The sequence below is a fragment of the Streptomyces sp. AM 4-1-1 genome, assembly GCF_029167625.1.
GTDB lineage: Bacteria > Actinomycetota > Actinomycetes > Streptomycetales > Streptomycetaceae > Streptomyces.
In genome coordinates, this window is the sequence record NZ_CP119145.1 from 4,610,447 (window position 1) to 4,632,542 (window position 22,096).

The following is a 22,096-nucleotide window of genomic DNA, read 5'->3' on the forward strand; positions in this document are numbered from 1 at the left end:
CCCGTTCGCGGCTCCCCTCTTTTCCCTACCGCCCCGACATTCCCCATCGCCCCGACCCGGCCGCGCCGGTCTCGCGCAACGTCAGATTGAGCCGGCCGGCCATCGGACCGGACGCGGGACCGGCCGTGCCGGCCAGGACCTTCGGCACCCCGTGGAACGCGTACCGAGAGGGCCCGCCGAAGACGAACAGATCACCGGAGACCAACTCCACGTCCGTGTAAGGCCGCCCGCGGTTCTCCGTGTTGCCGAAGCGGAAGACACACGTGTCGCCGAGGCTGAGCGACACCACCGGAGCGTTCGACCGCTCCTCCTTGTCCTGGTGCATCCCCATGCGCGCCGCGCCGTCGTAGAAGTTCACCAGCGCGGTGTCCGGCTCGTACGGACCGGTCGCGATGCCCGTCCCCTCGTACGCCTCGGCCACCGCCGCACGCCCCAACGCGCCGAGCCGGTCGGGGAAGGCCGCCACCCGGGCGCCGTTCACATCATCGGCGGTACGGCTGTACCGGTACGGCTGCCAGTGCCATCCCAGGCACACCGTCCGCACCGACATCACCCCGCCACCCGGCAGCGCGGTGTGCCGCAGAGGTACGGGACCGCGCGCCCAGTCCCGGCACGCCTCGACCAACTCCCGCTGGCACTCCTCGGAGAGCCATCCCGGCACATGCACGGCCCCGGGCGCGACAACGGTCCGAGGGCGCTCCGGAAGCGGAAAGAGCCCGTCCTGGGGCCGCCACGACGGACGGGACGGGGCGTCGTCCTGCGGCATGACGTGTTCCCGGCCCGTCAGCGGGCCACGAGGGCGCCTTCGAGCCCCAGCAGCCGCTCCTTGCTCGCGAGACCGCCCGCGTACCCGCGCAGCGCCCCGTCCGCACCGATCACCCGGTGGCACGGCCGCACGACGAGCAGCGGATTGCGCCCGATCGCGGTCCCCACGGCCCGCACTCCGGCCCCGGACACACCGACCTGTCCGGCGATCTGGCCGTACGACACCGTCTCGCCGTACGGGACGCTGTCCAGCGCTGCCCACACCCGCCGCTGGAAGTCCGTGCCCCGGCCCTCCGCACGGGTGAAGTCGAAGCGGGTCAGCCGCCCCTCGAAGTACGCCCGCAACTGCCCGGCGATCCCGTCGAACACCCCGGGCACCCGCAGCCATCCGTCCTGGACGACCGCGCCACCCTTCTGGCCGGGCAACGAGAGGGAGACCAGCGCGACCGGGCCGACGGAACCGGCGGCGGGCTCCTCGCCGACCAGCAGCAGTTCACCCAGCGGGCTGTCGACCGTCGTGTACAGGGTGGTCATGGCGTCGTTCCTCTCTCGTCGGCCGCGGACCGGCGGACTCTCCGAACCGCGGGGCACATCCTCCGTACCTCAGTCTGCGCCCCGCACCGTCCGACAACTGGCGGTATTCGGACACCGCGTCCGGACCTGGACCCGGACGCGGGGAGGGGAGCGTCGTGACGACGCTCCCGCCGCGCCGGATTCCCCGGACTCCCCGACCGGATCGAGCCGGGTACCCCGGCCCCGCCCGGCCCCGGCGGAAGACCTGGTGCCGCTCCCGGCAGGCCCTGCCGGTCACCGCCCTAGCGGTAGTTCACGAACTGCACGGCGAAGTCGAAGTCCTGGCCCTTCAGCAGCGCCTGCACGGCCTGGAGGTCGTCGCGGCTCTTGGAGCTGACCCGCAGCTCGTCGCCCTGGACCTGTGCCTTGACGCCCTTCGGGCCCTCGTCGCGGATGATCTTCGCGACCTTCTTGGCGTTCTCCTGGGAGATGCCCTCCTCGATCGTGGCGAAGATCTTGTACTCCTTGCCGGACAGCTGCGGCTCACCCGCGTCCAGCGACTTCAGCGAGATGCCCCGCCTGATCAGCTTGGTCTGGAAGATGTCGAGGATGGCCTTCACGCGCTCCTCGCCGTTGGCCTCCATGAGGATCTTCTCGCCGGACCAGGAGATCGACGCGCCCGTGCCCTTGAAGTCGTAGCGCTGGGAGAGCTCCTTGGCGGCCTGGTTGAGGGCGTTGTCGACCTCCTGCCGCTCGACCTTCGAGACGATGTCGAAACTGGAGTCGGCCATGACGTGTGGCTCCTTGTATCAGGGTGCTGGGACGAAAATTCTGAGATCGGTCTGACGGCGGTGCCGCGAAGCACGCGGCGCCTTCCGGGCGGCCGCGGTCCCCGCGGACACCGCCCCGCCGACCAAAGCCTAGCCACCCGCACCCGCTCCGGCCGCTGATCAATCCGGTGGTGGACCACCCCCGGGCATCAGGTATCGTTTACGTCGTTGCCACGGAAAACCACCGCGAGGTGGGGCTCCCGGCAGCAATCCCTGGCGGTGTGCCCGAGCGGCCAAAGGGAGCAGACTGTAAATCTGCCGGCTCAGCCTTCCCAGGTTCGAATCCTGGCGCCGCCACATCGAGCAAGGCCCCTGTCCTCGGACAGGGGCCTTCTTCGTTTCTCCACCGATCTGTCGGCTCCGCCGTTGTTAAGGGCTGTCCCGCGATCCGTGGTGGATCAGCGTGCGGCGTCGGATGCGGTGCGTCGCGAGGCGGAGGGGCGTCCGCGTACTGGATGTACGGGGACGTTCCGACAACGCCGCGAGGTGCCGTAGCTGTCGTCGCACGCCCACCAGGGACTGCGGGACAGCCCTTAGGCTCGGGCGCATGGAATCTGTGCTGGTCAGTGCGTGTCTGCACGGGGTGCCCTGCCGGTTCGACGGGCGGGGCAAGGCGTCGGCCGAGGTGGCTGCCGCGGTGGGGGAGCGCAGGGCCGTCGTCTTCTGCCCCGAGGTGGCCGCCGGGCTGCCCACGCCGCGTCGGCCCGCCGAGATCGTCGGGGGCGACGGTCATGACGTGCTGGACGGGCGCGCCCGGGTCGTCGACGACATCGGCGCGGACGTCACGGCGGCGTTCGTGGACGGGGCCCGGCGTGCCCTGGACGTCGCGACCAGGGCCGGGTGCGCCGAGGCCCTGTTGATGCCGCGCAGCCCGTCGTGCGGGCGGGGCACGGTCCATGACGGTACGTTCGCCGGGGCCCTGCGCGAGGGCGACGGGGTCACCGCCGCGCTGCTGGAGCGCCACGGCATCACCGTCCGGCCCGCCCCGGGCGTCTGACGGCCGGAAGGCGGGCGTACGGGCCCGGGTCAGTTCCCCGCGACGTCCTTCACCGCGACCGGCACCGGTACATGGCCGGAGACGAGTTCCAGCGTCAGACCCGCCGTCGCCGGGGTGTCCAGCAACTCCGCCAGCACCGCCGCCACATCGTCGCGCGGCACCGGCCCGCGGCCCGTGGCCGCCGCCAACTGGACCTGGCCGGTGCCCGCGTCGTCCGTCAGCATCCCCGGGCGCAGGATCGTCCAGTCGAGCGCGGTCCTGGACCGTACGTCCTCCTCCGCGGCGCCCTTGGCCCGCAGATACACGTCGAAGGCCTCGTCGCCCCGGTGCCCGGCGTCCGCGCCCATGGAGGAGACCAGGACGTAACGCCGTACACCCGCCCGCTCCGCCGCGTCGGCGAGGAGAACCGCGCCGCCCCGGTCCACCGTGTCCTTGCGTTCCGTACCGCTGTTCGGGCCCGCACCCGCCGCGAAGACCACCGCGTCGGCTCCCCGCAGCGTCTGCGCGGTCTCCGTGACGGACGCCGACTCCAGGTCCAGGACGACCGGTTCGGCCCCCACCGCCCGGAGGTCCTCGCTCTGGCGCGGATCGCGGATGACGCCCGCCGCCTCGTGCCCGCGCGCGGCGAGCAACCGCTCCAGCCGCAACGCGATCTGACCATGTCCACCTGCGATGACAATGCGCATAATCACGACCGTACGCCGCACCACGCCACCATGCCCGCGATCCGCGCCCCGCCCCACCCGTTCAGGCCCCCGCCCGTTCAGTCCCCACCGTTCAGGTTCCCCGCCCGTCCGGGCCGCGTCCCGGCTCCCGGCCGGCGTCCGGGCCGCCCTGGCGCGGCAGGCCGAGCGCCGTCGCGGCGTCCGCGTCGCAGAACTCCCGTACCGCACTGGTCCGCGCCACCACCCGCCCCCGGTGCACCACGATCCTGCTGTACGCGAGCGACAGCGCGCCCGAGATCCGTTCCCCGCGCACCGCCAGCAACTCGGCCGGGAATCCCGCCTCCAGCCGCAGCTCCGGCAGCCCCATCACCTCCCTGGCGACCGAGGACACCGCGTCGTACGCGTGCTCGGCCCGCATCCCGCTCTGGGAGGCCAGCAGATAGGCCGCTTCCAGGGGATCTCCGCGCCCCACCGGATTGGTGACGTCCCGTAGCGCGCCGCTGCCCGCAGCCACCCGTACCCCCGCCGCCCGCAGCAGGCGTACCGGTGCCACGCCCCGGCGCTCCGCCCCGTGGCAGCCGCCCTGCGGCAGACAGACCACCGACACATCGGTGGCCGCGAGCTGGTCGGCCGCCAGCGCCGCCGCCTCCTGGGAGAGGTGGGAGAGCCCCGCGCAGGGGCCGACGGACACGGCGGGGCGCAGTCCGTCCGACATCGCGGCGAGCCGGGCGAGCCTCGCCGGATCGTCCCCGTCCGTGTGCAGATCGACCGGGCAGCCGTGCTCCGCCGCGACCGTGAGGACGGTCTCCACGTACCCGTCGGGGTCGGGGTCGAGGTCCGGGCAGCCGCCCACCGCGCCCGCCCCCATCCGTACCGCGTCCCGCAGCATCGCCAGACCGTCCGCCCCCGCCACCCCGGTGAGCAGCCGGGGCACGGCGACGGCGGTCAGATCGACCAGTCCGCGCAACGACCGCCGCGCCTGGAGAACCGCCTCCAGCACCGACAGGCCCTGGACGTCCCCGATCCGCACGTGCGAGCGCAGCGCGGTGGCGCCGTGGCCCAGCTGGAGGAGGGCGGCCTCGGTGGCGCGGCGCTGGACGTCCTCGGGGCGGTTCGGGACGGGAAGTGGCCCGGCCGGGCCCATGTCGTCCGCCCCGGTGCGGCCCGGTTCCGTACCGGCCGGTACGGAACCGTCCGGCCGGGCACCGTCCGCCGTCAGCGCCGTGTCGCTGTGGGCGTGCGGTTCGGCGGGGGCGGGCAGCAGCAGGTGGCCGCGCAGATCGAGCAGGTCGGTCCCGGCCCGCACCCCGGACAGGCTGCCCGGGGTGCCGACGGCCTCGATGCGGCCGTCCCCCAGCCGTACGTCCACGATCCGCCCGTCGGCCAGCCGGGCACCGCACAGCACCAGCGAGGGCCCGCCGTCCGGCTGTCGTGGCGGTCGGCTGTCGGGCATCGCGCTCCTGAGGGGGCCGAAGTCACATGAGATGCGTCGGGCCGACCCTAGGGGCCGCCGCGGTCCGCTCCGAGGAAGAGCGGAGGACGGGGCGAATAGTCGTACCGGTGCGCCCTCAGGTGGCGTACGGGGCGGGTGTGACGGGCTCCGCACCCGCCCGCCCGGTGGGGCGCCGGTCCGGGCGCCGAGCGCCGGTCAAGGAGGGGCGGACGAACCGCCCGAGGAGGTGCGCCGGGAGTGCGTCAGGGAGCGACAAACGCTGATCAAGGGCCTGACGGGCGTGCTGTCCCGGGGGACGTGCCGGAGCGATCACGGACGTGGCGGGGGCGGGCGAAACGGATTTGGGCGATCGGCGATCGACCGTGTAATGTCTTCATCGCTCGCCCCAATAGCTCAGTCGGTAGAGCGTCTCCATGGTAAGGAGAAGGTCTACGGTTCGATTCCGTATTGGGGCTCTGGTGAAGGGAACCCTCGTCCTCGGGCGAGGGGACCTGACATCAAAGCGGTGTAGCTCAGTCGGTAGAGCAAGCGGCTCATAATCGCTGTGTCACCGGTTCAAGTCCGGTCACCGCTACTCACGGTAGCCGATTGCGGGGTCGGTCCTTCGATCGGCTACTCTTTTTTTGCGTTCATCCGTCCACCGTCCGTCCAAGGAGCACTCACGTGGCTGCCACCGACGTCCGCCCGAAGATCACGCTGGCCTGCGTGGAGTGCAAGGAGCGGAACTACATCACCAAGAAGAACCGGCGTAACAACCCGGACCGTCTTGAGATGAAGAAGCACTGCCCGCGCTGCAACTCGCACACGGCGCACCGCGAAACACGCTGAAACAGGCTCGTACACGAGGCCGTCCCCACTGGGGGCGGCCTCGTGTCGTTGTACCACTGGCCCATCGGCCCATTTGTTGTTGATCAGGTTCGTTTTTGATCAGGAGGTAGCGAGCTCATGGCGCTCGACCAGTCCTTCGTGGGGCGGACCTATCCGCCCACCTCGCCGTACGAGGTCGGCCGGGAGAAGATCCGCGAGTTCGCCGAATCCGTGGGCGACACCAATCCCGCCTATCTGGAGCGGGAAGCAGCCGAGGCGCTCGGGTACCCCGATGTGATCGCGCCGCCCACCTTTGTCTTCTCGATCACCTTCAAGGCCGCCGGGCAGGTCGTCCAGGACCCGCAGCTCGGTCTGGACTACAGCCGGGTGGTGCACGGCGACCAGAAGTTCGCCTACGCCCGGCCGGTCAGGGCGGGCGACCGGCTGACGGTCACCTCGACCATCGAGACCATCAAGTCCCTGGCGGGCAACGACATCCTGGACATCCGTGGCGAGGTCCACGACGAAGCGGGCGAACATGTCGTGACCGCGTGGACGAAGCTGGTGGCGCGCGCCGCCGAGGAGGCGTGATGACGGCGAAGATCGCTTACGAGTCGGTCGAGGTCGGTACGGAGCTGCCCGCCGGTTCCTTCCCGGTGACCCGCGCGACGCTCGTGAAGTACGCGGGCGCCTCCGGTGACTTCAACCCGATCCACTGGAACGAGCGGTTCGCCCGCGAGGTCGGACTGCCGGACGTGATCGCGCACGGCATGTTCACCATGGCCGAGGCGATCAGGGTGGTCACGGACTGGGTCGGCGACCCGGGAGCCGTCGTCGAGTACGGCGTCCGGTTCACCCGGCCCGTCGTGGTGCCCGACGACGACAAGGGCGCCCTGATCGAGGTCAGCGCCAAGGTCGCCGCCAAGCTGGAGGAGAACCGGGTCCGGGTGGACCTGACCGCCATGAGCGCCGACAAGAAGGTACTGGGCATGTCGCGCGCCGTCGTCAGGCTCGCCTGAGCCGCGCCCGCTCCGTGGACGTGCCGGGCCGGGAGCGAGGCTTGCGGCCGGTGGCGGTTGATCGCCGCCCGTCCCGGTCACCCGGCCCGCCCGGTCCGTGGCCCCGCCCGAGCGGCGGGGCCACGGACCGTACTCTTGTTCCGTGCAGGAACTCCACGACGCCCCCCTCGCCCCTCTGACCACCTTCCGGCTCGGCGGTCCCGCCACCCGTCTCCTCACGGCGACCACCGACGACGAGATCGTCGACGCCGTGCGGACGGCCGACGAGAGGGGCACCCCCCTCCTCGTCATCGGCGGCGGCAGCAACCTGGTCATCGGCGACAAGGGCTTCGACGGCACCGCCCTGCGCATCGCGACCAAGGGCTTCGGGCTGTCCGGCACCACACTGGAGCTGGCCGCGGGCGAGGTCTGGACGGACGCCGTCGCGCGCACGGTCGACGCCGGCCTCGCGGGAGTCGAATGCCTCGCGGGGATTCCCGGTTCCGCCGGTGCCACCCCGATCCAGAACGTCGGGGCGTACGGACAGGAGGTGGCGTCCACCCTCACGGAGGTCGTCGCCTACGACCGGCACACCCGCGAAACGGTCACCCTCACGAACGCGGACTGCTCCTTCTCGTACCGGCACAGTCGCTTCAAGTCCGAACCCGACCGTTTCGTGGTGCTGCGTGTCCGCTTCGAGCTGGAGGACGCGGGCGGTCTCTCCGCACCCCTGAAGTACGCCGAAACGGCCCGTGCCATGGGCGTCGAGCAGGGCGAACGCGTCCCCGCGTCGGCCGCCCGGGAAACCGTCCTCCGGCTCCGCGCGGGCAAGGGCATGGTGCTGGACCCGGCCGACCACGACACCTGGTCCGCCGGCTCCTTCTTCACCAACCCGGTCCTGACGGACTCGGAGTACGACACCTTCCTGGTCCGCGCCAGGCACCGTCTCGGCCCCGACGCGATGCCGCCCGCCTTTCCCGCGGGGGAGGGCCGCACCAAGACCTCGGCGGCCTGGCTCATCGACAGGGCGGGCTTCACCAAGGGGTACGGCGCGGGTCCGGCCCGCATCTCCACCAAGCACACCCTCGCCCTCACCAACCGGGGCGCGGCCACCACCGAGGATCTGCTGGCACTGGCCCGCGAGGTCGTCGCCGGGGTGCACGACGCGTTCGGCGTCACCCTCGTCAACGAACCGGTGACGGTCGGCGTCGGGCTCTGAGGAGCTGTCCCGTCCGGATCACGCCGGGTCACCCCCGGATGGGGGCGGCACCGGCGACGTCGGTGCGCCACCCCCACGGCCCTCGGCACCGGCGACCTCAGCGCGCCACTCCCACGGCCCGCCGCACCGCCGCCGGATCGTCGGCCAGCGCCAGCATCGCGTGCGCCACGTCCGCGCGCGAGATGGTCCGCCCGGCACGCGGATTGCCGCCGGTCACCTTCCGGTACACACCCGTCAGCGGCCCGTCCGTGAGCTTCGGCGGGCGCACCACCGTCCAGTCCGTTCCGCTGTCCGCCAGATCCGCCTCCATCCGGGCCAGATCGGCGTACACGTCCTTGAGGAAGAGACGGAGCAGTTTCCGCACCGCCCGGTCCAGCACCGGATCGCCGGCCGACCCTCCCAGCGGCGCGGCGCTCACCACCACCAGCCTGCGCACCTTCTCCGCCTCCATCGCGCCCAGCACCGTTCCGGTCAGCCGCTGGGCGACCCCGTGGTCCTTCCGGCTGCGGGCCCCCAGCCCGGACAGCACCGCTTCCCGCCCGGCGACCGCCTCCCGGACCGCGTCCGGATCGTCCAGCCGCTCCACCGCGTGCACCTTCACGGCGGAGAGCGGGACCGGCAGCCGCGCCGGATCACGGACCACTGCCGTCACCTCATGGCCCGAGGCCACCGCCTGACGCACGATCTCCTGGCCGATGCCGCCGGTCGCGCCGAAGACTGTGAGCCTCATCGTGGGATCTCCTCAGGATCGTCAGGTGGGTGAGCGTTCACTCACCTCTAGGGTGAGTGGATGATCGTCCACCCGTCAAGGAGCGTCGGAGCGCCCATGCAGCAGCAGAGCCAGGAACGGCCGGCCCGGGTCCGCCTCATCGACGCGGCACATCGGCTGATGCTCACCATCGGACTGGCCCGCACCACCACGAAGGAGATAGCCAAGGCCGCCGGATGCTCGGAGGCGGCGCTCTACAAGCACTTCACGGGCAAGGAGGAACTGTTCGTCACCGTGCTCAAGGAGCGGCTGCCCAGGCTCAGCCCCCTCCTCGAACGGCTGGCGGACGATCCGGGCGGGGAGCGGACCGTCGAGCAGAACCTCACCGAGATCGCCCGCCAGGCCGCGCTCTTCTACGCGCAGAGCTTCCCGATCGCCGCCTCGCTCTACGCCGAACCCCGGCTCAAGAGCCGCCACGACGACGCCATGCGTGAACTCGGCACCGGGCCGCACCTGCCCATCCAGGGGCTCGCCGCCTACCTCCGGGCCGAGCGGACGGCGGGCCGCATCGGGCCGGACGCCGACCTCTACGCCGCCGCGTCACTGCTGCTGGGCGCCTGCGTCCAGCGCGCGTTCGCCTACGACGCCACCGCGACGGCCGGCCCTCCGCAGTCCCTCGACGAGTTCGCCGCGTCCCTGGCCCGCACGTTGCTGCGCGGGATCAGCTGACGCCGGGAGCGGCGCCGGTACCGTGACCGCCGTCCAGCCACCCGTCGATCCCCGCCAGCATCGACGCCCGTGCGTCGGAGGGCGCCGCCGAGCCCCGTACGGACTGCCGCGCCAGCTCGGCCAGCTCCTCGTCCGTGAAGGCGTGGTGCTGCCGTACCAGCTCGTACTGCGCCGCCAGCCGTGAGCCGAACAGCAGCGGGTCGTCCGCGCCGAGTGCCATCGGCACCCCCGCGTCGAACAGTGTGCGCAGCGGCACGTCGGCGGGCTTCTCGTAGACCCCCAGCGCGACGTTGGAGGCCGGGCACACCTCGCAGGTCACCCCGCGCTCGGCCAGCCTGCGCAGCAGCCGGGGGTCCTCGGCGGCCCGCACCCCGTGTCCGATCCGGGCCGCGTCGAGATCGTCGAGACAGTCCCGCACACTCGCTGGCCCCGCCAGCTCGCCGCCGTGCGGAGCCGCCAGGAGACCGCCCTCCCGGGCGATGGCGAAGGCCCGGTCGAAGTCACGGGCCATGCCCCGGCGCTCGTCGTTGGACAGTCCGAACCCGATGACGCCCCGGTCGGCGTACCGCACCGCGAGCCGGGCCAGCGTCCGCGCGTCCAGCGGGTGCTTCATCCGGTTCGCCGCGATCACCACCCGCATCCCGAGCCCGGTCTCGCGCGACGCGCTGTCCACCGCGTCGAGGATGATCTCGATCGCCGGGATCAGACCGCCGAGCAGCGGGGCGTACGAGGTGGGGTCGACCTGGATCTCCAGCCACCGGGAGCCGTCCGCCACGTCCTCCTGAGCGGCCTCGCGCACCAGGCGTTGTATGTCCTCGGGAGAGCGCAGACAGGACCGTGCGATGTCGTAGAGCCGCTGGAAGCGGAACCAGCCGCGCTCGTCCGTCGCACGCAGCTGGGGCGGCTCGCCGCCGGTCAGCGCGTCCGGCAGCCGCACCCCGTACTTGTCGGCGAGTTCGAGGAGGGTCGTGGGCCGCATCGACCCGGTGAAATGCAGGTGCAGGTGGGCCTTCGGCAACAGCCGTACATCGCGCTCCATTCCAAGATCCTGCCGCACTCGCGCACCCTCGCGGTAGCCGGTTTCCCGATCGAGTCCGTCGTCGAACAAAAAAGTGACCCCCGGCCGGGTCGCCGGGGGTCATCTCTTCCGTGTGAACAGCGGGTCAGTCGCGGGCCTCGCCCAGCAGCTTCTGGAGCCGCGAGACGCCCTCGGCCAGGTCCTCGTCGCCCAGCGCGTACGACAGCCGCAGATAGCCCGGCGTGCCGAACGCCTCGCCCGGTACGACGGCCACCTCGGCCTCGTCCAGGATCAACGCGGCCAGCTCGACCGACGTGGCCGGGCGCCTGCCGCGGATCTCCTTGCCGAGCAGCGCCTTCACCGACGGGTACGCGTAGAACGCGCCCTCCGGCACAGGGCACAGCACGCCGTCGATCTCGTTGAGCATCCGCACGATGGTCCGGCGGCGGCGGTCGAAGGCGGTCCGCATCTCGGCGACCGCGTCGAGCGGGCCCGCCACCGCGGCCAGGGCGGCGATCTGCGCCACGTTGCTGACGTTGGACGTGGCGTGGGACTGGAGGTTCGTGGCGGCCTTCACGACGTCCTTCGGACCGATCAGCCAGCCCACCCGCCAGCCGGTCATCGCGTAGGTCTTGGCGACCCCGTTGACCACGACGCACTTGTCGCGCAGCTCGGGGACGAGCGCGGGGAGCGAGGTGAACTTCGCGTCGCCGTAGACCAGGTGCTCGTAGATCTCGTCGGTCAGCACCCACAGCCCGTGCTCGACGGCCCAGCGGCCGATCGCCTCGGCGTCGGCCTCGCTGTAGACGGCGCCGGTCGGGTTGGAGGGGGAGACGAACAGCACGACCTTCGTGCGCTCGGTGCGCGCGGCCTCCAACTGCTCGACCGAGACCCGGTAGCCGGTGGTCTCGTCGGCGACGACCTCGACGGGCACCCCGCCGGCCAGCCGGATCGACTCCGGGTAGGTCGTCCAGTACGGGGCCGGGACGATGACCTCGTCGCCCGGGTCGAGGATCGCGGCGAACGCCTCGTAGATGGCCTGCTTGCCGCCGTTGGTCACCAGGACCTGGGAGGCGTCGATCTCGTAACCGGAGTCGCGCAGCGTCTTCTCTGCGATGGCGGCCTTGAGCTCGGGAAGCCCGCCTGCCGGGGTGTAGCGGTGGTACTTCGGGTCGCGGCAGGCATCGGCCGCGGCGTCGACGATGTAGCCGGGGGTCGGGAAGTCGGGCTCACCGGCGCCGAAGCCGATCACCGGACGACCGGCGGCCTTGAGTGCCTTGGCCTTGGCGTCGACGGCGAGGGTCGCGGATTCGGAGATCGCACCGACGCGGGCGGAGACCCGGCGCTCGGACGGAGAAGTTGCAGCGCTCATGTGCCCCATGGTCCCAGACGGGGAGCGACCGCGGCACGGGGGTTTCAGGGACCGGACAACCCGGGGACAAGCGGCCGACAACGGGCGTCGGCGCGGGGGCCGGGGGCGGGTCCGGAACCATCTGTTCGACGTTCGGCCGCTGAACACGTACACTCACCTGTCGTTGGCCTTCACCAGCCACGCTGTTGATGCACCGGGAGCACCGGAGCGGATGCGGTAGATTGGTGGAAACCACAAAGGGTCGTAGCTCAATTGGTAGAGCACTGGTCTCCAAAACCAGCGGTTGGGGGTTCAAGTCCCTCCGGCCCTGCTACACGCGTCTTCGCCAGGATGCGTGCGCATGTACGTACTTCAATGCACTGCCGTGCGGCTTCACCGGGCGCGGCACGGCCACGACCCGGAATCAGGTGAGTAGCGTGACGGACGCCGTAGGCTCCATCGACATGCCTGATGCCGAGGATGAAGTCCCCGAGTCCCAGAAGCGGCCTCGGAAGGGCGGGAAGCGCGGAAAGAAGGGCCCACTGGGCCGTCTCGCGCTGTTCTACCGCCAGATCGTCGCCGAGTTGCGGAAGGTCGTCTGGCCGACCCGCAACCAGCTGACGACGTACACCAGTGTGGTGATCGCCTTCGTCGTTGTCATGATCGGTATCGTCACCGTGCTTGACTTCGGTTTCCAGCGGGTCATCAAGTACGTATTCGGCTGATCCCGCGGAGGGCGCCTGACCGGCGCCCCTTTCGCATGTTCCACCCATTTGTATCCAGGAAGAAGCAGCCATCGTGTCTGACCCGAACCTGAACGACGCCCGCGAGCCTGAGGCAGGCGCCGTCGAGTCTGCCGAGGACGAGCTCGACATCGTTGAGGCGAAGGACGCTGTGGAGCCGGACCAGGCCGAAGCTGCCGACGTCGCCGCGGGCGAGCCCGCCGAGCAGGCCGCCGTGCACACCGAGGCTGAAGAGGCCGTCGAGTCCGCCACGGACGAGGAGTCCGTCGCCGACGAGGACGGGTCCACCGACGTGGAGTCGGCCGAGGACGCCGCTGTCCCGGAGGACGCCGATGTCTCCGAGGATGCCGACGTGGCCGAGAGCGCGGACGCCGAGCCGGTGGCAGAGCCGGTCGACGCGGTCACCGCGCTCCGCGAGGAGCTTCGTGGTCTCCCCGGCGAGTGGTACGTCATCCACACGTACGCCGGTTACGAGAAGCGTGTGAAGGCCAACCTGGAGCAGCGCGCCGTCTCGCTCAACGTCGAGGACTTCATCTACCAGGCCGAGGTGCCCGAGGAAGAGATCGTCCAGATCAAGAACGGCGAGCGGAAGAACGTCCGTCAGAACAAGCTCCCGGGATACGTCCTGGTGCGCATGGACCTGACGAACGAGTCGTGGGGCGTGGTCCGCAACACCCCCGGCGTCACCGGTTTCGTGGGCAACGCCTACGACCCGTACCCGCTGACCCTGGACGAGATCGTCAAGATGCTCGCGCCGGAGGCCGAGGAGAAGGCCGCCCGCGAGGCCGCCGAGGCCGAGGGCAGGCCGGCTCCGTCCCGCAAGGTCGAGGTCCAGGTGCTGGACTTCGAGGTGGGCGACTCGGTCACCGTCACCGACGGCCCGTTCGCGACGCTCCAGGCGACGATCAACGAGATCAACGCCGACTCGAAGAAGGTCAAGGGCCTCGTCGAGATCTTCGGCCGCGAGACTCCGGTCGAGCTGAGCTTCGACCAGATCCAGAAGAACTAGTGCCTCTCCCGGCAAGCTTTGCCCTGTCGCGTCGCCCAGCACTTCCCCGAGCTCTCGGCTTCGCTCGATCAGGGGAGGCCCCGTCCTCGCCGTGTCGGCCAAAAGCCCTGGTAGCCCTTCCCCCAAGGTCTTGAGGACCAGGGAGGACCCCCTCCAGGACTTCCGGCCGCCTTGCGATCGCACGCGCCGGACGACGCTCCTTGACGGGCAAACCTTGCCGGTCACGGCACCAGCCCCCTCGACGGAGGAACCGGTGGGTTTCACGCCCTCCGGTCATATGCCTGACCAGCAGGTCAGACCGGCTTCACGGCCTGTCTGACCTGCTCGGTTTTTGGTCGCGCAGCCATACCCGTTATCGTTGTGCGGTATGCCTCTGTCCGGATGACCGGACGGCGGCGAAAAACTCTCACTAGGACCCGGAGAGAGCAATGCCTCCCAAGAAGAAGAAGGTCACGGGGCTCATCAAGCTCCAGATCCAGGCCGGTGCGGCCAACCCGGCTCCGCCGGTCGGTCCCGCACTGGGTCAGCACGGCGTCAACATCATGGAGTTCTGCAAGGCCTACAACGCCGCGACCGAGTCGCAGCGTGGCATGGTCGTGCCGGTGGAGATCACGGTCTACGACGACCGTTCCTTCACCTTCGTCACGAAGACTCCGCCGGCCGCCAAGCTGATCCTCAAGGCCGCGGGTGTGGACAAGGGCTCCGGCGAGCCGCACAAGACCAAGGTCGCCAAGCTGACGGCCGCCCAGGTCCGCGAGATCGCCACGACGAAGCTTCCCGACCTGAACGCCAACGACCTCGACGCCGCGTCGAAGATCATCGCTGGCACCGCCCGTTCCATGGGCATCACGGTCGAAGGCTGACTCAGCCCCGTAGACCGACAGTGGTAGGACCAAGCGCTGGTCCGCACCACGACTCCCCACCTGAAACCACACAGGAGCAGAAGTGAAGCGCAGCAAGACTCTCCGCGCTGCGGACGCCAAGGTCGACCGGGAGCGCAACTACGCCCCGCTCGAGGCCGTCCGTCTCGCCAAGGACACCGCCACCACCAAGTTCGACGGCACCGTCGAGGTCGCCTTCCGCCTGGGTGTCGACCCTCGCAAGGCCGACCAGATGGTCCGTGGCACCGTGAACCTGCCGCACGGCACCGGCAAGACCGCCCGGGTCCTGGTCTTCGCGACCGGTGACCGTGCTGCGGCCGCGGAGGCCGCGGGCGCCGACATCGTCGGCGCCGACGAGCTCATCGACGAGGTGGCCAAGGGCCGTCTGGACTTCGACGCCGTCGTCGCCACCCCGGACCTCATGGGCAAGGTCGGCCGTCTCGGCCGTGTGCTCGGTCCGCGTGGTCTGATGCCGAACCCGAAGACCGGCACCGTCACCCCCGATGTCGTCAAGGCTGTCAACGACATCAAGGGCGGCAAGATCGAGTTCCGCGTCGACAAGCACTCGAACCTGCACTTCATCATCGGCAAGGTCTCCTTCGACGAGACGAAGCTGGTCGAGAACTACGCCGCGGCACTGGACGAGATCCTTCGTCTGAAGCCGTCCGCCGCCAAGGGCCGTTACATCAAGAAGGCGACCCTGGCGACGACGATGGGTCCTGGCATCCCGCTGGACGCCAACCGCACCCGCAACCTCCTCGTCGAGGAGGACCCGGCCGCCGTCTGAGCCCCCGCGCTCACCCGGTAGCCGCGTCGACACGCGTGTACGACGGGCCCCGCAACCTTTCGAGGTGCGGGGCCCGTCCTCGTATCCGTACGGGGTAGTCGTACGGATAAATGACTGTCGGAGCATTGCGTTAGCGTGATCCCGACAGACAACGAGGGGTGGAGCGTTCATGAGCACGAAGACGGTACGACGCGTGGGGGCCACGGTCGCCATGGCGGCGATGCTGACCTCGGTGGCGGCCTGCGGCGGCTCCGACGACGGCGGCAGCGGCAAGAGCGCGGAGAAGAAGGACAACGGCGGCGCCGTGGCGAAGGTCGACCCGATCGCCGCCCTGCGGACCGTCCAGAAGAAGACCAACGGCGCCAAGTCCGCCAAGGTCGAGGGCACCACGGTCATGGGCGACACCATGTCGATGACCCAGTCCGGCTCCCTCGACTGGACGGACGGCGTCACCGGCAGCATGACCATCAAGTACACCGGCGGCTCCATGGCGGACTCCATGAAGCAGCTCGGCGGCGACGGCACCATGCAGGCCAGGTACTTCAAGGACGCCTACTACGCGAACATGGGCGAGGCGTTCGCCAAGCAGGCCGGCGGCAAGCACTGGATCCGGTACGCGTACGACGACCTGGCCAAGGTGGCGGGGGCGTCCGGCGAGGTCATGAAGGACCAGATGCAGAACGCCACCCCCGACCAGGGGGTCAAGGCGCTGCTCGCCTCGGGCGATGTGAAGAAGGTCGGCCAGGAGGACGTACGGGGCGTCTCCGCCACGCACTACTCCGGCACGGTCGACGTGGCCGAGCTGACCGCGAAGAGCACCGCCCTGAGCGCCGAGCAGCTGGCGGAGTTCAAGAAGCAGCTGACCGACGCCGGAGTGACCACCGAGCAGGTCGACATCTGGGTGGACAAGAACGACCTCCTGGTGAAGAAGATCGAGAAGGGCATGATGAAGACCGGAGAGCTGAACTCCACGGTCTTCTACAGCGACTACGGCGTCAAGGCCGCCGCCGAGCTGCCGCCGACCGGTGACACGGTCGACTTCGCCGAGATGATGAAGCAGGCGCAGAGCGGATCGGGCGGCTCGTAGTCCTCCACCGGTTCCGCTTCCGGCAGGTCCTGCGAATTCCGCCCCTGCCGGGCGGTCCGGGCGGTCCGGACGGTCCTGGCGGACAGCGCCGGATCACGGTGCCGGCCGCCCGGTCCAGGACGGATTTGCCCGACGCGACCCCGGTCGCGTACTCTTCGACAGAAGCCAAAGACCGCTGGTCGTCGCTGTGCACTCGCAAGAGGAATCAGTGACCGAAGGTTCCGTTGAGCACGGACGACCCGCGCAGGTGACTGTGGAAAGCTCCCCGACTTGTCGGGTCGAGCTACGCCCCGTGCACCTGTGCCGGGGCGTTTCGTCTTTTCCGGCCCCTTCTGAGCGGTCCTCATCATCCGGAAGGAGGCCGACGCTCATGGCAAGGCCCGACAAGGCTGCCGCGGTGGCCGAGCTGACGGACCAGTTCCGCAGCTCGAACGCCGCGATGCTGACCGAGTACCGGGGTCTCACCGTGGCTCAGCTCAAGGAGCTGCGCCGTTCGCTCGGTGAGAACGCCCAGTACGCCGTGGTGAAGAACACGCTGACCAAGATCGCGGCCAACGAGGCCGGGATCAACACGCTGGACGACCTGTTCTCGGGTCCGACGGCGGTTGCCTTCATCACCGGTGACCCGGTGGAGTCGGCGAAGGGTCTTCGTGACTTCGCCAAGGACAACCCCAACCTCATCATCAAGGGCGGTGTCCTTGACGGTAAGGCGCTGTCCGCGGATGAGATCAAGAAGCTCGCGGACCTCGAGTCCCGCGAGGTTCTGCTCGCCAAGGTGGCCGGTGGAATCAAGGCGTCGATGGCCAAGGCCGCGGCGACGTTCCAGGCCCCGCTGTCGGAGTTCGTCCGCACCGCGGACGCCCTTCGCGCCAAGGTCGAGCAGGGCGGTGCCGGTACGCCGGCTCCCGCCGACGCCGAGGTGGCGGAGTAACCCTCCGCCCTCCGGCTCGGAGCGGGCCCGTACGCCCGCCTTCATGTACACCCGGCACCTGCCGACTTAGTGGAAGGACGCCATCATGGCGAAGCTGTCCCAGGACGACCTGCTCGCGCAGTTCGAGAACCTGACCCTCATCGAGCTCTCCGACTTCGTGAAGGCATTCGAGGAGAAGTTCGACGTCAAGGCCGCCGCCCCGGTCGCCGTCGCCGCCAGCGGTGGCGGTCCCGCCGCCGCCGAGGCCGCTGAGGAGCAGGACGAGTTCGACGTCGTCCTCACCGCCGCCGGTGACAAGAAGATCCAGGTCATCAAGGTCGTGCGTGAGCTGACCTCGCTGGGTCTCAAGGAGGCCAAGGACCTCGTCGACGGCGCCCCGAAGCCCGTCCTCGAGAAGGTCGCCAAGGAGGCCGCCGAGAAGGCCGCCGAGTCCCTCAAGGCCGCCGGCGCCTCCGTCGAGGTCAAGTGACCCTGCGAGTCCTCTGACTCGTTCGGACCAACCCCGCTGTGAGGCGGGGCGTCACATCGCGAAGGGCGATCACCCATCCGGGTGGTCGCCCTTCGGCGTGCCCGAAGAGGGTGCCTTGAACTTCCTCCGTTGACGAGTATGGTGATCTTCGCCGTGCCCATCTTGGGGCCGCCGGCCGACGCGCAGGGGTGGTCGGCGAGCGGGCCGGGGGCGCTGTCGGGGGCCGAGGGGGCCTTGACGAACCGCGCGTGGCGCGCAATTCTCAGGACGCGTCGTCACATCGATCCGAATCCGAGGCATGGATCGTCGGCGAAGAGGGCAGTAAAGGAATGCGCACCCCGCGCGAAGGCTAGTCATAGGTGTTGAGAACAAGCTGTTGCGAACAACGTGGGTCTCTGAGAACCCCGACTGGACATCAGTGAGCCGAGTGGCTACACTGACCCTTTGCGCTGCCTGTTAGCTGCCTCCTGCCCGTCACCAGGGGCATACCTGTCTTGAGCACCGTGGACCGATCTCCCTCACCTGGGACTTCTCTCCCCGTGCCCAACGATGGGACCGGTACGCGCGTAGTGAGTCCGAGCCCTCGGAAGGACCCCCTCTTGGCCGCCTCGCGCAACGCCTCGACCGCGAATACGAACAACGGCGCCAGCACCGCCCCGCTGCGCATCTCCTTTGCAAAGATCAAGGAGCCCCTCGAGGTTCCGAACCTCCTCGCGCTGCAGACGGAGAGCTTTGACTGGCTCCTCGGCAACGCCGCCTGGAAGGCTCGCGTCGAGGCTGCTCTGGACAGTGGACAGAACGTCCCCACCAAGTCCGGCCTGGAAGAGATCTTCGAGGAGATCTCGCCGATCGAGGACTTCTCCGGGTCGATGTCGCTGACTTTCCGCGACCACCGTTTCGAGCCCCCGAAGAACTCGATCGACGAGTGCAAGGAGCGCGACTTCACGTTCGCCGCCCCGCTCTTCGTCACCGCGGAGTTCACCAACAACGAGACCGGCGAGATCAAGTCCCAGACGGTCTTCATGGGCGACTTCCCGCTCATGACCAACAAGGGCACCTTCGTCATCAACGGCACCGAGCGTGTCGTCGTGTCGCAGCTGGTGCGCTCGCCGGGTGTCTACTTCGACTCCTCCATCGACAAGACGTCCGACAAGGACATCTTCTCCGCCAAGATCATCCCGTCCCGGGGTGCCTGGCTGGAGATGGAGATCGACAAGCGCGACATGGTCGGTGTCCGCATCGACCGCAAGCGCAAGCAGTCCGTCACCGTTCTCCTGAAGGCTCTCGGCTGGACGACCGAGCAGATCCTGGAGGAGTTCGGCGAGTACGAGTCGATGCGCGCCACCCTGGAGAAGGACCACACCCAGGGCCAGGACGACGCGCTGCTCGACATCTACCGCAAGCTCCGCCCGGGCGAGCCGCCCACCCGCGAAGCCGCTCAGACGCTGCTCGAGAACCTCTACTTCAACCCGAAGCGCTACGACCTCGCGAAGGTCGGCCGCTACAAGGTGAACAAGAAGCTCGGCGCCGACGAGCCGCTGGACGCCGGCGTTCTCACCAGCGACGACGTCATCGCGACCATCAAGTACCTGGTCAAGCTGCACGCCGGTGAGACCGAGACGGTCGGCGAGTCCGGCCGCTCGATCATGGTCGAGACCGACGACATCGACCACTTCGGCAACCGTCGTATCCGTAACGTCGGAGAGCTGATCCAGAACCAGGTCCGTACGGGTCTCGCCCGTATGGAGCGCGTCGTGCGCGAGCGCATGACCACCCAGGACGTCGAGGCGATCACGCCGCAGACCCTGATCAACATCCGGCCGGTCGTCGCCTCCATCAAGGAGTTCTTCGGCACCAGCCAGCTGTCCCAGTTCATGGACCAGAACAACCCGCTGTCGGGTCTGACGCACAAGCGTCGTCTCAACGCCCTCGGCCCGGGTGGTCTCTCCCGTGAGCGGGCCGGCTTCGAGGTCCGCGACGTGCACCCGTCGCACTACGGCCGCATGTGCCCGATCGAGACGCCTGAAGGCCCGAACATCGGTCTGATCGGCTCGCTGGCCTCCTACGGGCGGATCAACGCGTTCGGCTTCATCGAGACGCCGTACCGCAAGGTCGTCGAGGGCGAGGTCACCGACGATGTCGACTACCTGACCGCCGACGAGGAGGACCGCTTCGTCATCGCGCAGGCCAACGCGCCGCTGACCGAGGAACTCCGGTTCGCCGAGTCCCGCGTGCTGGTCCGCCGCCGTGGCGGCGAGGTCGACTACGTGCCCGGCACGGACGTCGACTACATGGACGTCTCGCCGCGCCAGATGGTGTCCGTCGCGACCGCGATGATCCCCTTCCTGGAGCACGACGACGCCAACCGTGCCCTCATGGGCGCGAACATGATGCGCCAGGCGGTGCCGCTGATCACGTCCGAGGCGCCGCTGGTCGGCACGGGCATGGAGTACCGCTGCGCGGTCGACGCCGGTGACGTCATCAAGGCGGAGAAGGAGGGTGTGGTCCAAGAGGTCTCCGCGGACTACATCACCGTCGCCAACGACGACGGCACGTACACCACGTACCGCATCGCCAAGTTCTCCCGCTCGAACCAGGGCACCTCGGTCAACCAGAAGGTCGTCGTCAACGAGGGCGACCGGGTCATCGAGAGCCAGGTCCTCGCCGACGGGCCCGCCACCCAGCAGGGTGAGATGGCGCTCGGCAAGAACCTGCTCGTGGCGTTCATGCCGTGGGAGGGTCACAACTACGAGGACGCGATCATCCTGTCGCAGCGCCTCGTGCAGGACGACGTCCTCTCCTCGATCCACATCGAGGAGCACGAGGTCGACGCCCGTGACACCAAGCTCGGCCCCGAGGAGATCACCCGGGACATCCCGAACGTCTCCGAGGAGGTCCTCGCCGACCTCGACGAGCGCGGCATCATCCGGATCGGTGCCGAGGTCGTCGCCGGTGACATCCTCGTCGGCAAGGTCACGCCCAAGGGCGAGACCGAGCTGACCCCCGAGGAGCGTCTGCTCCGTGCGATCTTCGGCGAGAAGGCGCGCGAGGTGCGCGACACCTCGCTGAAGGTCCCGCACGGCGAGATCGGCAAGGTCATCGGCGTCCGCGTCTTCGACCGCGAGGAGGGCGACGAGCTGCCGCCGGGCGTGAACCAGCTGGTCCGCGTCTACGTCGCGCAGAAGCGCAAGATCACCGACGGTGACAAGCTCGCCGGCCGCCACGGCAACAAGGGCGTCATCTCGAAGATCCTCCCGATCGAGGACATGCCGTTCCTGGAGGACGGCACCCCGGTCGACATCATCCTCAACCCGCTGGGTGTCCCGTCCCGGATGAACCCGGGCCAGGTCCTGGAGATCCACCTCGGCTGGCTCGCCAGCCAGGGCTGGAAGGTCGAGGGCAACGAGGAGTGGATGGAGCGGCTCAAGACGATCGGCGCCGACGACGTCGCTCCCGGCACCAACGTCGCGACCCCGGTCTTCGACGGTGCCCGTGAGGACGAGATCTCCGGTCTCTTCGAGTCCACCATCCCGAACCGCGACGGCGACCGCATGGTCCTCCCGTCCGGCAAGGCCCGGATGTTCGACGGCCGCTCCGGTGAGCCGTTCCCGGAACCGATCTCGGTCGGTTACATGTACATCCTCAAGCTCCACCACCTGGTCGACGACAAGCTGCACGCCCGCTCGACCGGTCCGTACTCGATGATCACCCAGCAGCCGCTGGGTGGTAAGGCTCAGTTCGGTGGACAGCGCTTCGGAGAGATGGAGGTGTGGGCGCTGGAGGCTTACGGCGCCGCCTACGCCCTCCAGGAGCTGCTGACCATCAAGTCCGACGACGTGACCGGCCGCGTGAAGGTCTACGAGGCCATCGTCAAGGGCGAGAACATCCCCGAGCCCGGCATCCCCGAGTCGTTCAAGGTGCTCATCAAGGAGATGCAGTCGCTCTGCCTCAACGTGGAGGTGCTGTCCTCGGACGGCATGTCCATCGAGATGCGCGACACCGACGAGGACGTCTTCCGCGCGGCGGAGGAGCTCGGTATCGACCTGTCCCGGCGCGAGCCGAGCAGCGTCGAAGAGGTCTGACGGGTTGGCCGGCCGGATCGTCCGTTGATCCGGCCGGCTCTCCCCGGACCCGT

22 protein-coding genes and 4 tRNA genes are annotated in these 22,096 nt (G+C 69.4%); 18 read left to right on the forward strand and 8 right to left on the reverse strand.

Features of this window, described 5'->3' with window-relative positions; translation table 11 throughout:
• Positions 1 to 25: 25 nt before the first annotated feature.
• From PZB75_RS19505 to PZB75_RS19515, 3 genes are all read right to left on the reverse strand, one after another.
• Complete coding sequence (locus tag PZB75_RS19505; RefSeq protein ID WP_275536594.1) at positions 26 to 766, reverse strand: alpha-ketoglutarate-dependent dioxygenase AlkB; 741 nt, start codon at positions 764 to 766, stop codon at positions 26 to 28.
• Between the two features lie 17 nt (positions 767 to 783).
• Positions 784 to 1,299, reverse strand: a complete 516-nt coding sequence (locus tag PZB75_RS19510) for a methylated-DNA--[protein]-cysteine S-methyltransferase (RefSeq protein WP_275536595.1) — start codon at positions 1,297 to 1,299, stop codon at positions 784 to 786.
• 281 nt (positions 1,300 to 1,580) lie between these two features.
• Entirely contained in the window at positions 1,581 to 2,069 is a 489-nt protein-coding gene (locus PZB75_RS19515) for a YajQ family cyclic di-GMP-binding protein (protein ID WP_275536596.1), read from the reverse strand.
• 254 nt (positions 2,070 to 2,323) lie between these two features.
• Between PZB75_RS19515 and PZB75_RS19520 the strand changes: the two genes are divergently transcribed.
• Both PZB75_RS19520 and PZB75_RS19525 read left to right on the forward strand, forming a co-directional pair.
• Positions 2,324 to 2,405, forward strand: a tRNA-Tyr gene (locus PZB75_RS19520).
• 250 nt (positions 2,406 to 2,655) lie between these two features.
• Positions 2,656 to 3,105, forward strand: a complete 450-nt coding sequence (locus PZB75_RS19525) for a DUF523 domain-containing protein (protein WP_275536597.1) — start codon at positions 2,656 to 2,658, stop codon at positions 3,103 to 3,105.
• Between the two features lie 29 nt (positions 3,106 to 3,134).
• Here PZB75_RS19525 and PZB75_RS19530 read toward each other — a convergent pair whose 3' ends face one another.
• Complete coding sequence (locus PZB75_RS19530) at positions 3,135 to 3,791, reverse strand: SDR family oxidoreductase (RefSeq protein ID WP_275536598.1); 657 nt, start codon at positions 3,789 to 3,791, stop codon at positions 3,135 to 3,137.
• A 91-nt stretch (positions 3,792 to 3,882) separates the two neighbouring features.
• Positions 3,883 to 5,223 (reverse strand): amidohydrolase family protein, encoded by a 1,341-nt coding sequence (locus PZB75_RS19535; RefSeq protein WP_275536599.1) that lies wholly within the window; start codon positions 5,221 to 5,223, stop codon positions 3,883 to 3,885.
• Positions 5,224 to 5,605: 382 nt separating this feature from the next.
• Here PZB75_RS19535 and PZB75_RS19540 point away from each other — a divergent pair.
• The 6 genes from PZB75_RS19540 (at position 5,606) to PZB75_RS19565 (ending at position 8,247) form a co-directional block, all read left to right on the forward strand.
• Positions 5,606 to 5,678, forward strand: a tRNA-Thr gene (locus tag PZB75_RS19540).
• Between the two features lie 46 nt (positions 5,679 to 5,724).
• Positions 5,725 to 5,797 (forward strand) — tRNA-Met (locus PZB75_RS19545).
• Between the two features lie 89 nt (positions 5,798 to 5,886).
• Positions 5,887 to 6,051, forward strand: a complete 165-nt coding sequence (gene rpmG, locus PZB75_RS19550) for a 50S ribosomal protein L33 (RefSeq protein WP_003956487.1) — start codon at positions 5,887 to 5,889, stop codon at positions 6,049 to 6,051.
• Positions 6,052 to 6,168: 117 nt separating this feature from the next.
• Positions 6,169 to 6,621 (forward strand): MaoC family dehydratase N-terminal domain-containing protein, encoded by a 453-nt coding sequence (locus PZB75_RS19555; protein WP_275536600.1) that lies wholly within the window; start codon positions 6,169 to 6,171, stop codon positions 6,619 to 6,621.
• Positions 6,621 to 7,049 (forward strand): MaoC family dehydratase, encoded by a 429-nt coding sequence (locus tag PZB75_RS19560; RefSeq protein ID WP_275536601.1) that lies wholly within the window; start codon positions 6,621 to 6,623, stop codon positions 7,047 to 7,049. The genes PZB75_RS19555 and PZB75_RS19560 overlap by 1 nt, the downstream gene beginning before the upstream one ends.
• Positions 7,050 to 7,191: 142 nt before the next feature.
• Complete coding sequence (locus PZB75_RS19565; protein ID WP_275536602.1) at positions 7,192 to 8,247, forward strand: UDP-N-acetylmuramate dehydrogenase; 1,056 nt, start codon at positions 7,192 to 7,194, stop codon at positions 8,245 to 8,247.
• A gap of 97 nt (positions 8,248 to 8,344) precedes the next feature.
• Here PZB75_RS19565 and PZB75_RS19570 read toward each other — a convergent pair whose 3' ends face one another.
• Positions 8,345 to 8,977, reverse strand: a complete 633-nt coding sequence (locus PZB75_RS19570; RefSeq protein WP_275536603.1) for an NAD(P)H-binding protein — start codon at positions 8,975 to 8,977, stop codon at positions 8,345 to 8,347.
• A 96-nt stretch (positions 8,978 to 9,073) separates the two neighbouring features.
• On the opposite strand from PZB75_RS19570, the gene PZB75_RS19575 reads away from it, so the two are divergent.
• Complete coding sequence (locus tag PZB75_RS19575; protein WP_275536604.1) at positions 9,074 to 9,685, forward strand: TetR/AcrR family transcriptional regulator; 612 nt, start codon at positions 9,074 to 9,076, stop codon at positions 9,683 to 9,685.
• On the opposite strand, the gene PZB75_RS19580 is transcribed toward PZB75_RS19575, so the two are convergent.
• Both PZB75_RS19580 and PZB75_RS19585 read right to left on the reverse strand, forming a co-directional pair.
• A complete protein-coding gene (locus tag PZB75_RS19580; protein ID WP_275536605.1) occupies positions 9,678 to 10,724 on the reverse strand; it encodes an adenosine deaminase in 1,047 nt (348 codons plus the stop codon). The genes PZB75_RS19575 and PZB75_RS19580 overlap by 8 nt on opposite strands.
• 124 nt (positions 10,725 to 10,848) lie before the next feature.
• Positions 10,849 to 12,075, reverse strand: a complete 1,227-nt coding sequence (locus PZB75_RS19585) for a pyridoxal phosphate-dependent aminotransferase (protein ID WP_275536606.1) — start codon at positions 12,073 to 12,075, stop codon at positions 10,849 to 10,851.
• 237 nt (positions 12,076 to 12,312) lie between these two features.
• Between PZB75_RS19585 and PZB75_RS19590 the strand changes: the two genes are divergently transcribed.
• From PZB75_RS19590 to rpoB, 9 genes are all read left to right on the forward strand, one after another.
• Positions 12,313 to 12,385, forward strand: a tRNA-Trp gene (locus tag PZB75_RS19590).
• Between the two features lie 106 nt (positions 12,386 to 12,491).
• Entirely contained in the window at positions 12,492 to 12,779 is a 288-nt protein-coding gene (gene secE, locus PZB75_RS19595) for a preprotein translocase subunit SecE (RefSeq protein ID WP_275536607.1), read from the forward strand.
• Positions 12,780 to 12,852: 73 nt separating this feature from the next.
• The gene (nusG, locus tag PZB75_RS19600) at positions 12,853 to 13,806 is read left to right on the forward strand and encodes a transcription termination/antitermination protein NusG (RefSeq protein WP_275536608.1); all 954 of its coding nucleotides are present in this window, start codon (positions 12,853 to 12,855) and stop codon (positions 13,804 to 13,806) included.
• A gap of 428 nt (positions 13,807 to 14,234) precedes the next feature.
• On the forward strand, positions 14,235 to 14,669 hold the full coding sequence (gene rplK / locus PZB75_RS19605) for a 50S ribosomal protein L11 (protein WP_275536609.1): 435 nt from the start codon (positions 14,235 to 14,237) through the stop codon (positions 14,667 to 14,669).
• A gap of 82 nt (positions 14,670 to 14,751) precedes the next feature.
• The gene (gene rplA / locus PZB75_RS19610) at positions 14,752 to 15,474 is read left to right on the forward strand and encodes a 50S ribosomal protein L1 (RefSeq protein ID WP_275536610.1); all 723 of its coding nucleotides are present in this window, start codon (positions 14,752 to 14,754) and stop codon (positions 15,472 to 15,474) included.
• Between the two features lie 169 nt (positions 15,475 to 15,643).
• Entirely contained in the window at positions 15,644 to 16,561 is a 918-nt protein-coding gene (locus tag PZB75_RS19615) for a hypothetical protein (protein ID WP_275536611.1), read from the forward strand.
• 370 nt (positions 16,562 to 16,931) lie between these two features.
• On the forward strand, positions 16,932 to 17,492 hold the full coding sequence (rplJ, locus tag PZB75_RS19620) for a 50S ribosomal protein L10 (RefSeq protein WP_275536612.1): 561 nt from the start codon (positions 16,932 to 16,934) through the stop codon (positions 17,490 to 17,492).
• 85 nt (positions 17,493 to 17,577) lie between these two features.
• Positions 17,578 to 17,961 carry a 50S ribosomal protein L7/L12 gene (gene rplL, locus PZB75_RS19625; protein ID WP_275536613.1) on the forward strand — a complete coding sequence of 128 codons (384 nt, stop codon included), beginning with the start codon at positions 17,578 to 17,580 and terminating at the stop codon, positions 17,959 to 17,961.
• Between the two features lie 599 nt (positions 17,962 to 18,560).
• A complete protein-coding gene (gene rpoB / locus PZB75_RS19630; RefSeq protein ID WP_275536614.1) occupies positions 18,561 to 22,043 on the forward strand; it encodes a DNA-directed RNA polymerase subunit beta in 3,483 nt (1,160 codons plus the stop codon).
• Positions 22,044 to 22,096 lie beyond the last annotated feature (53 nt).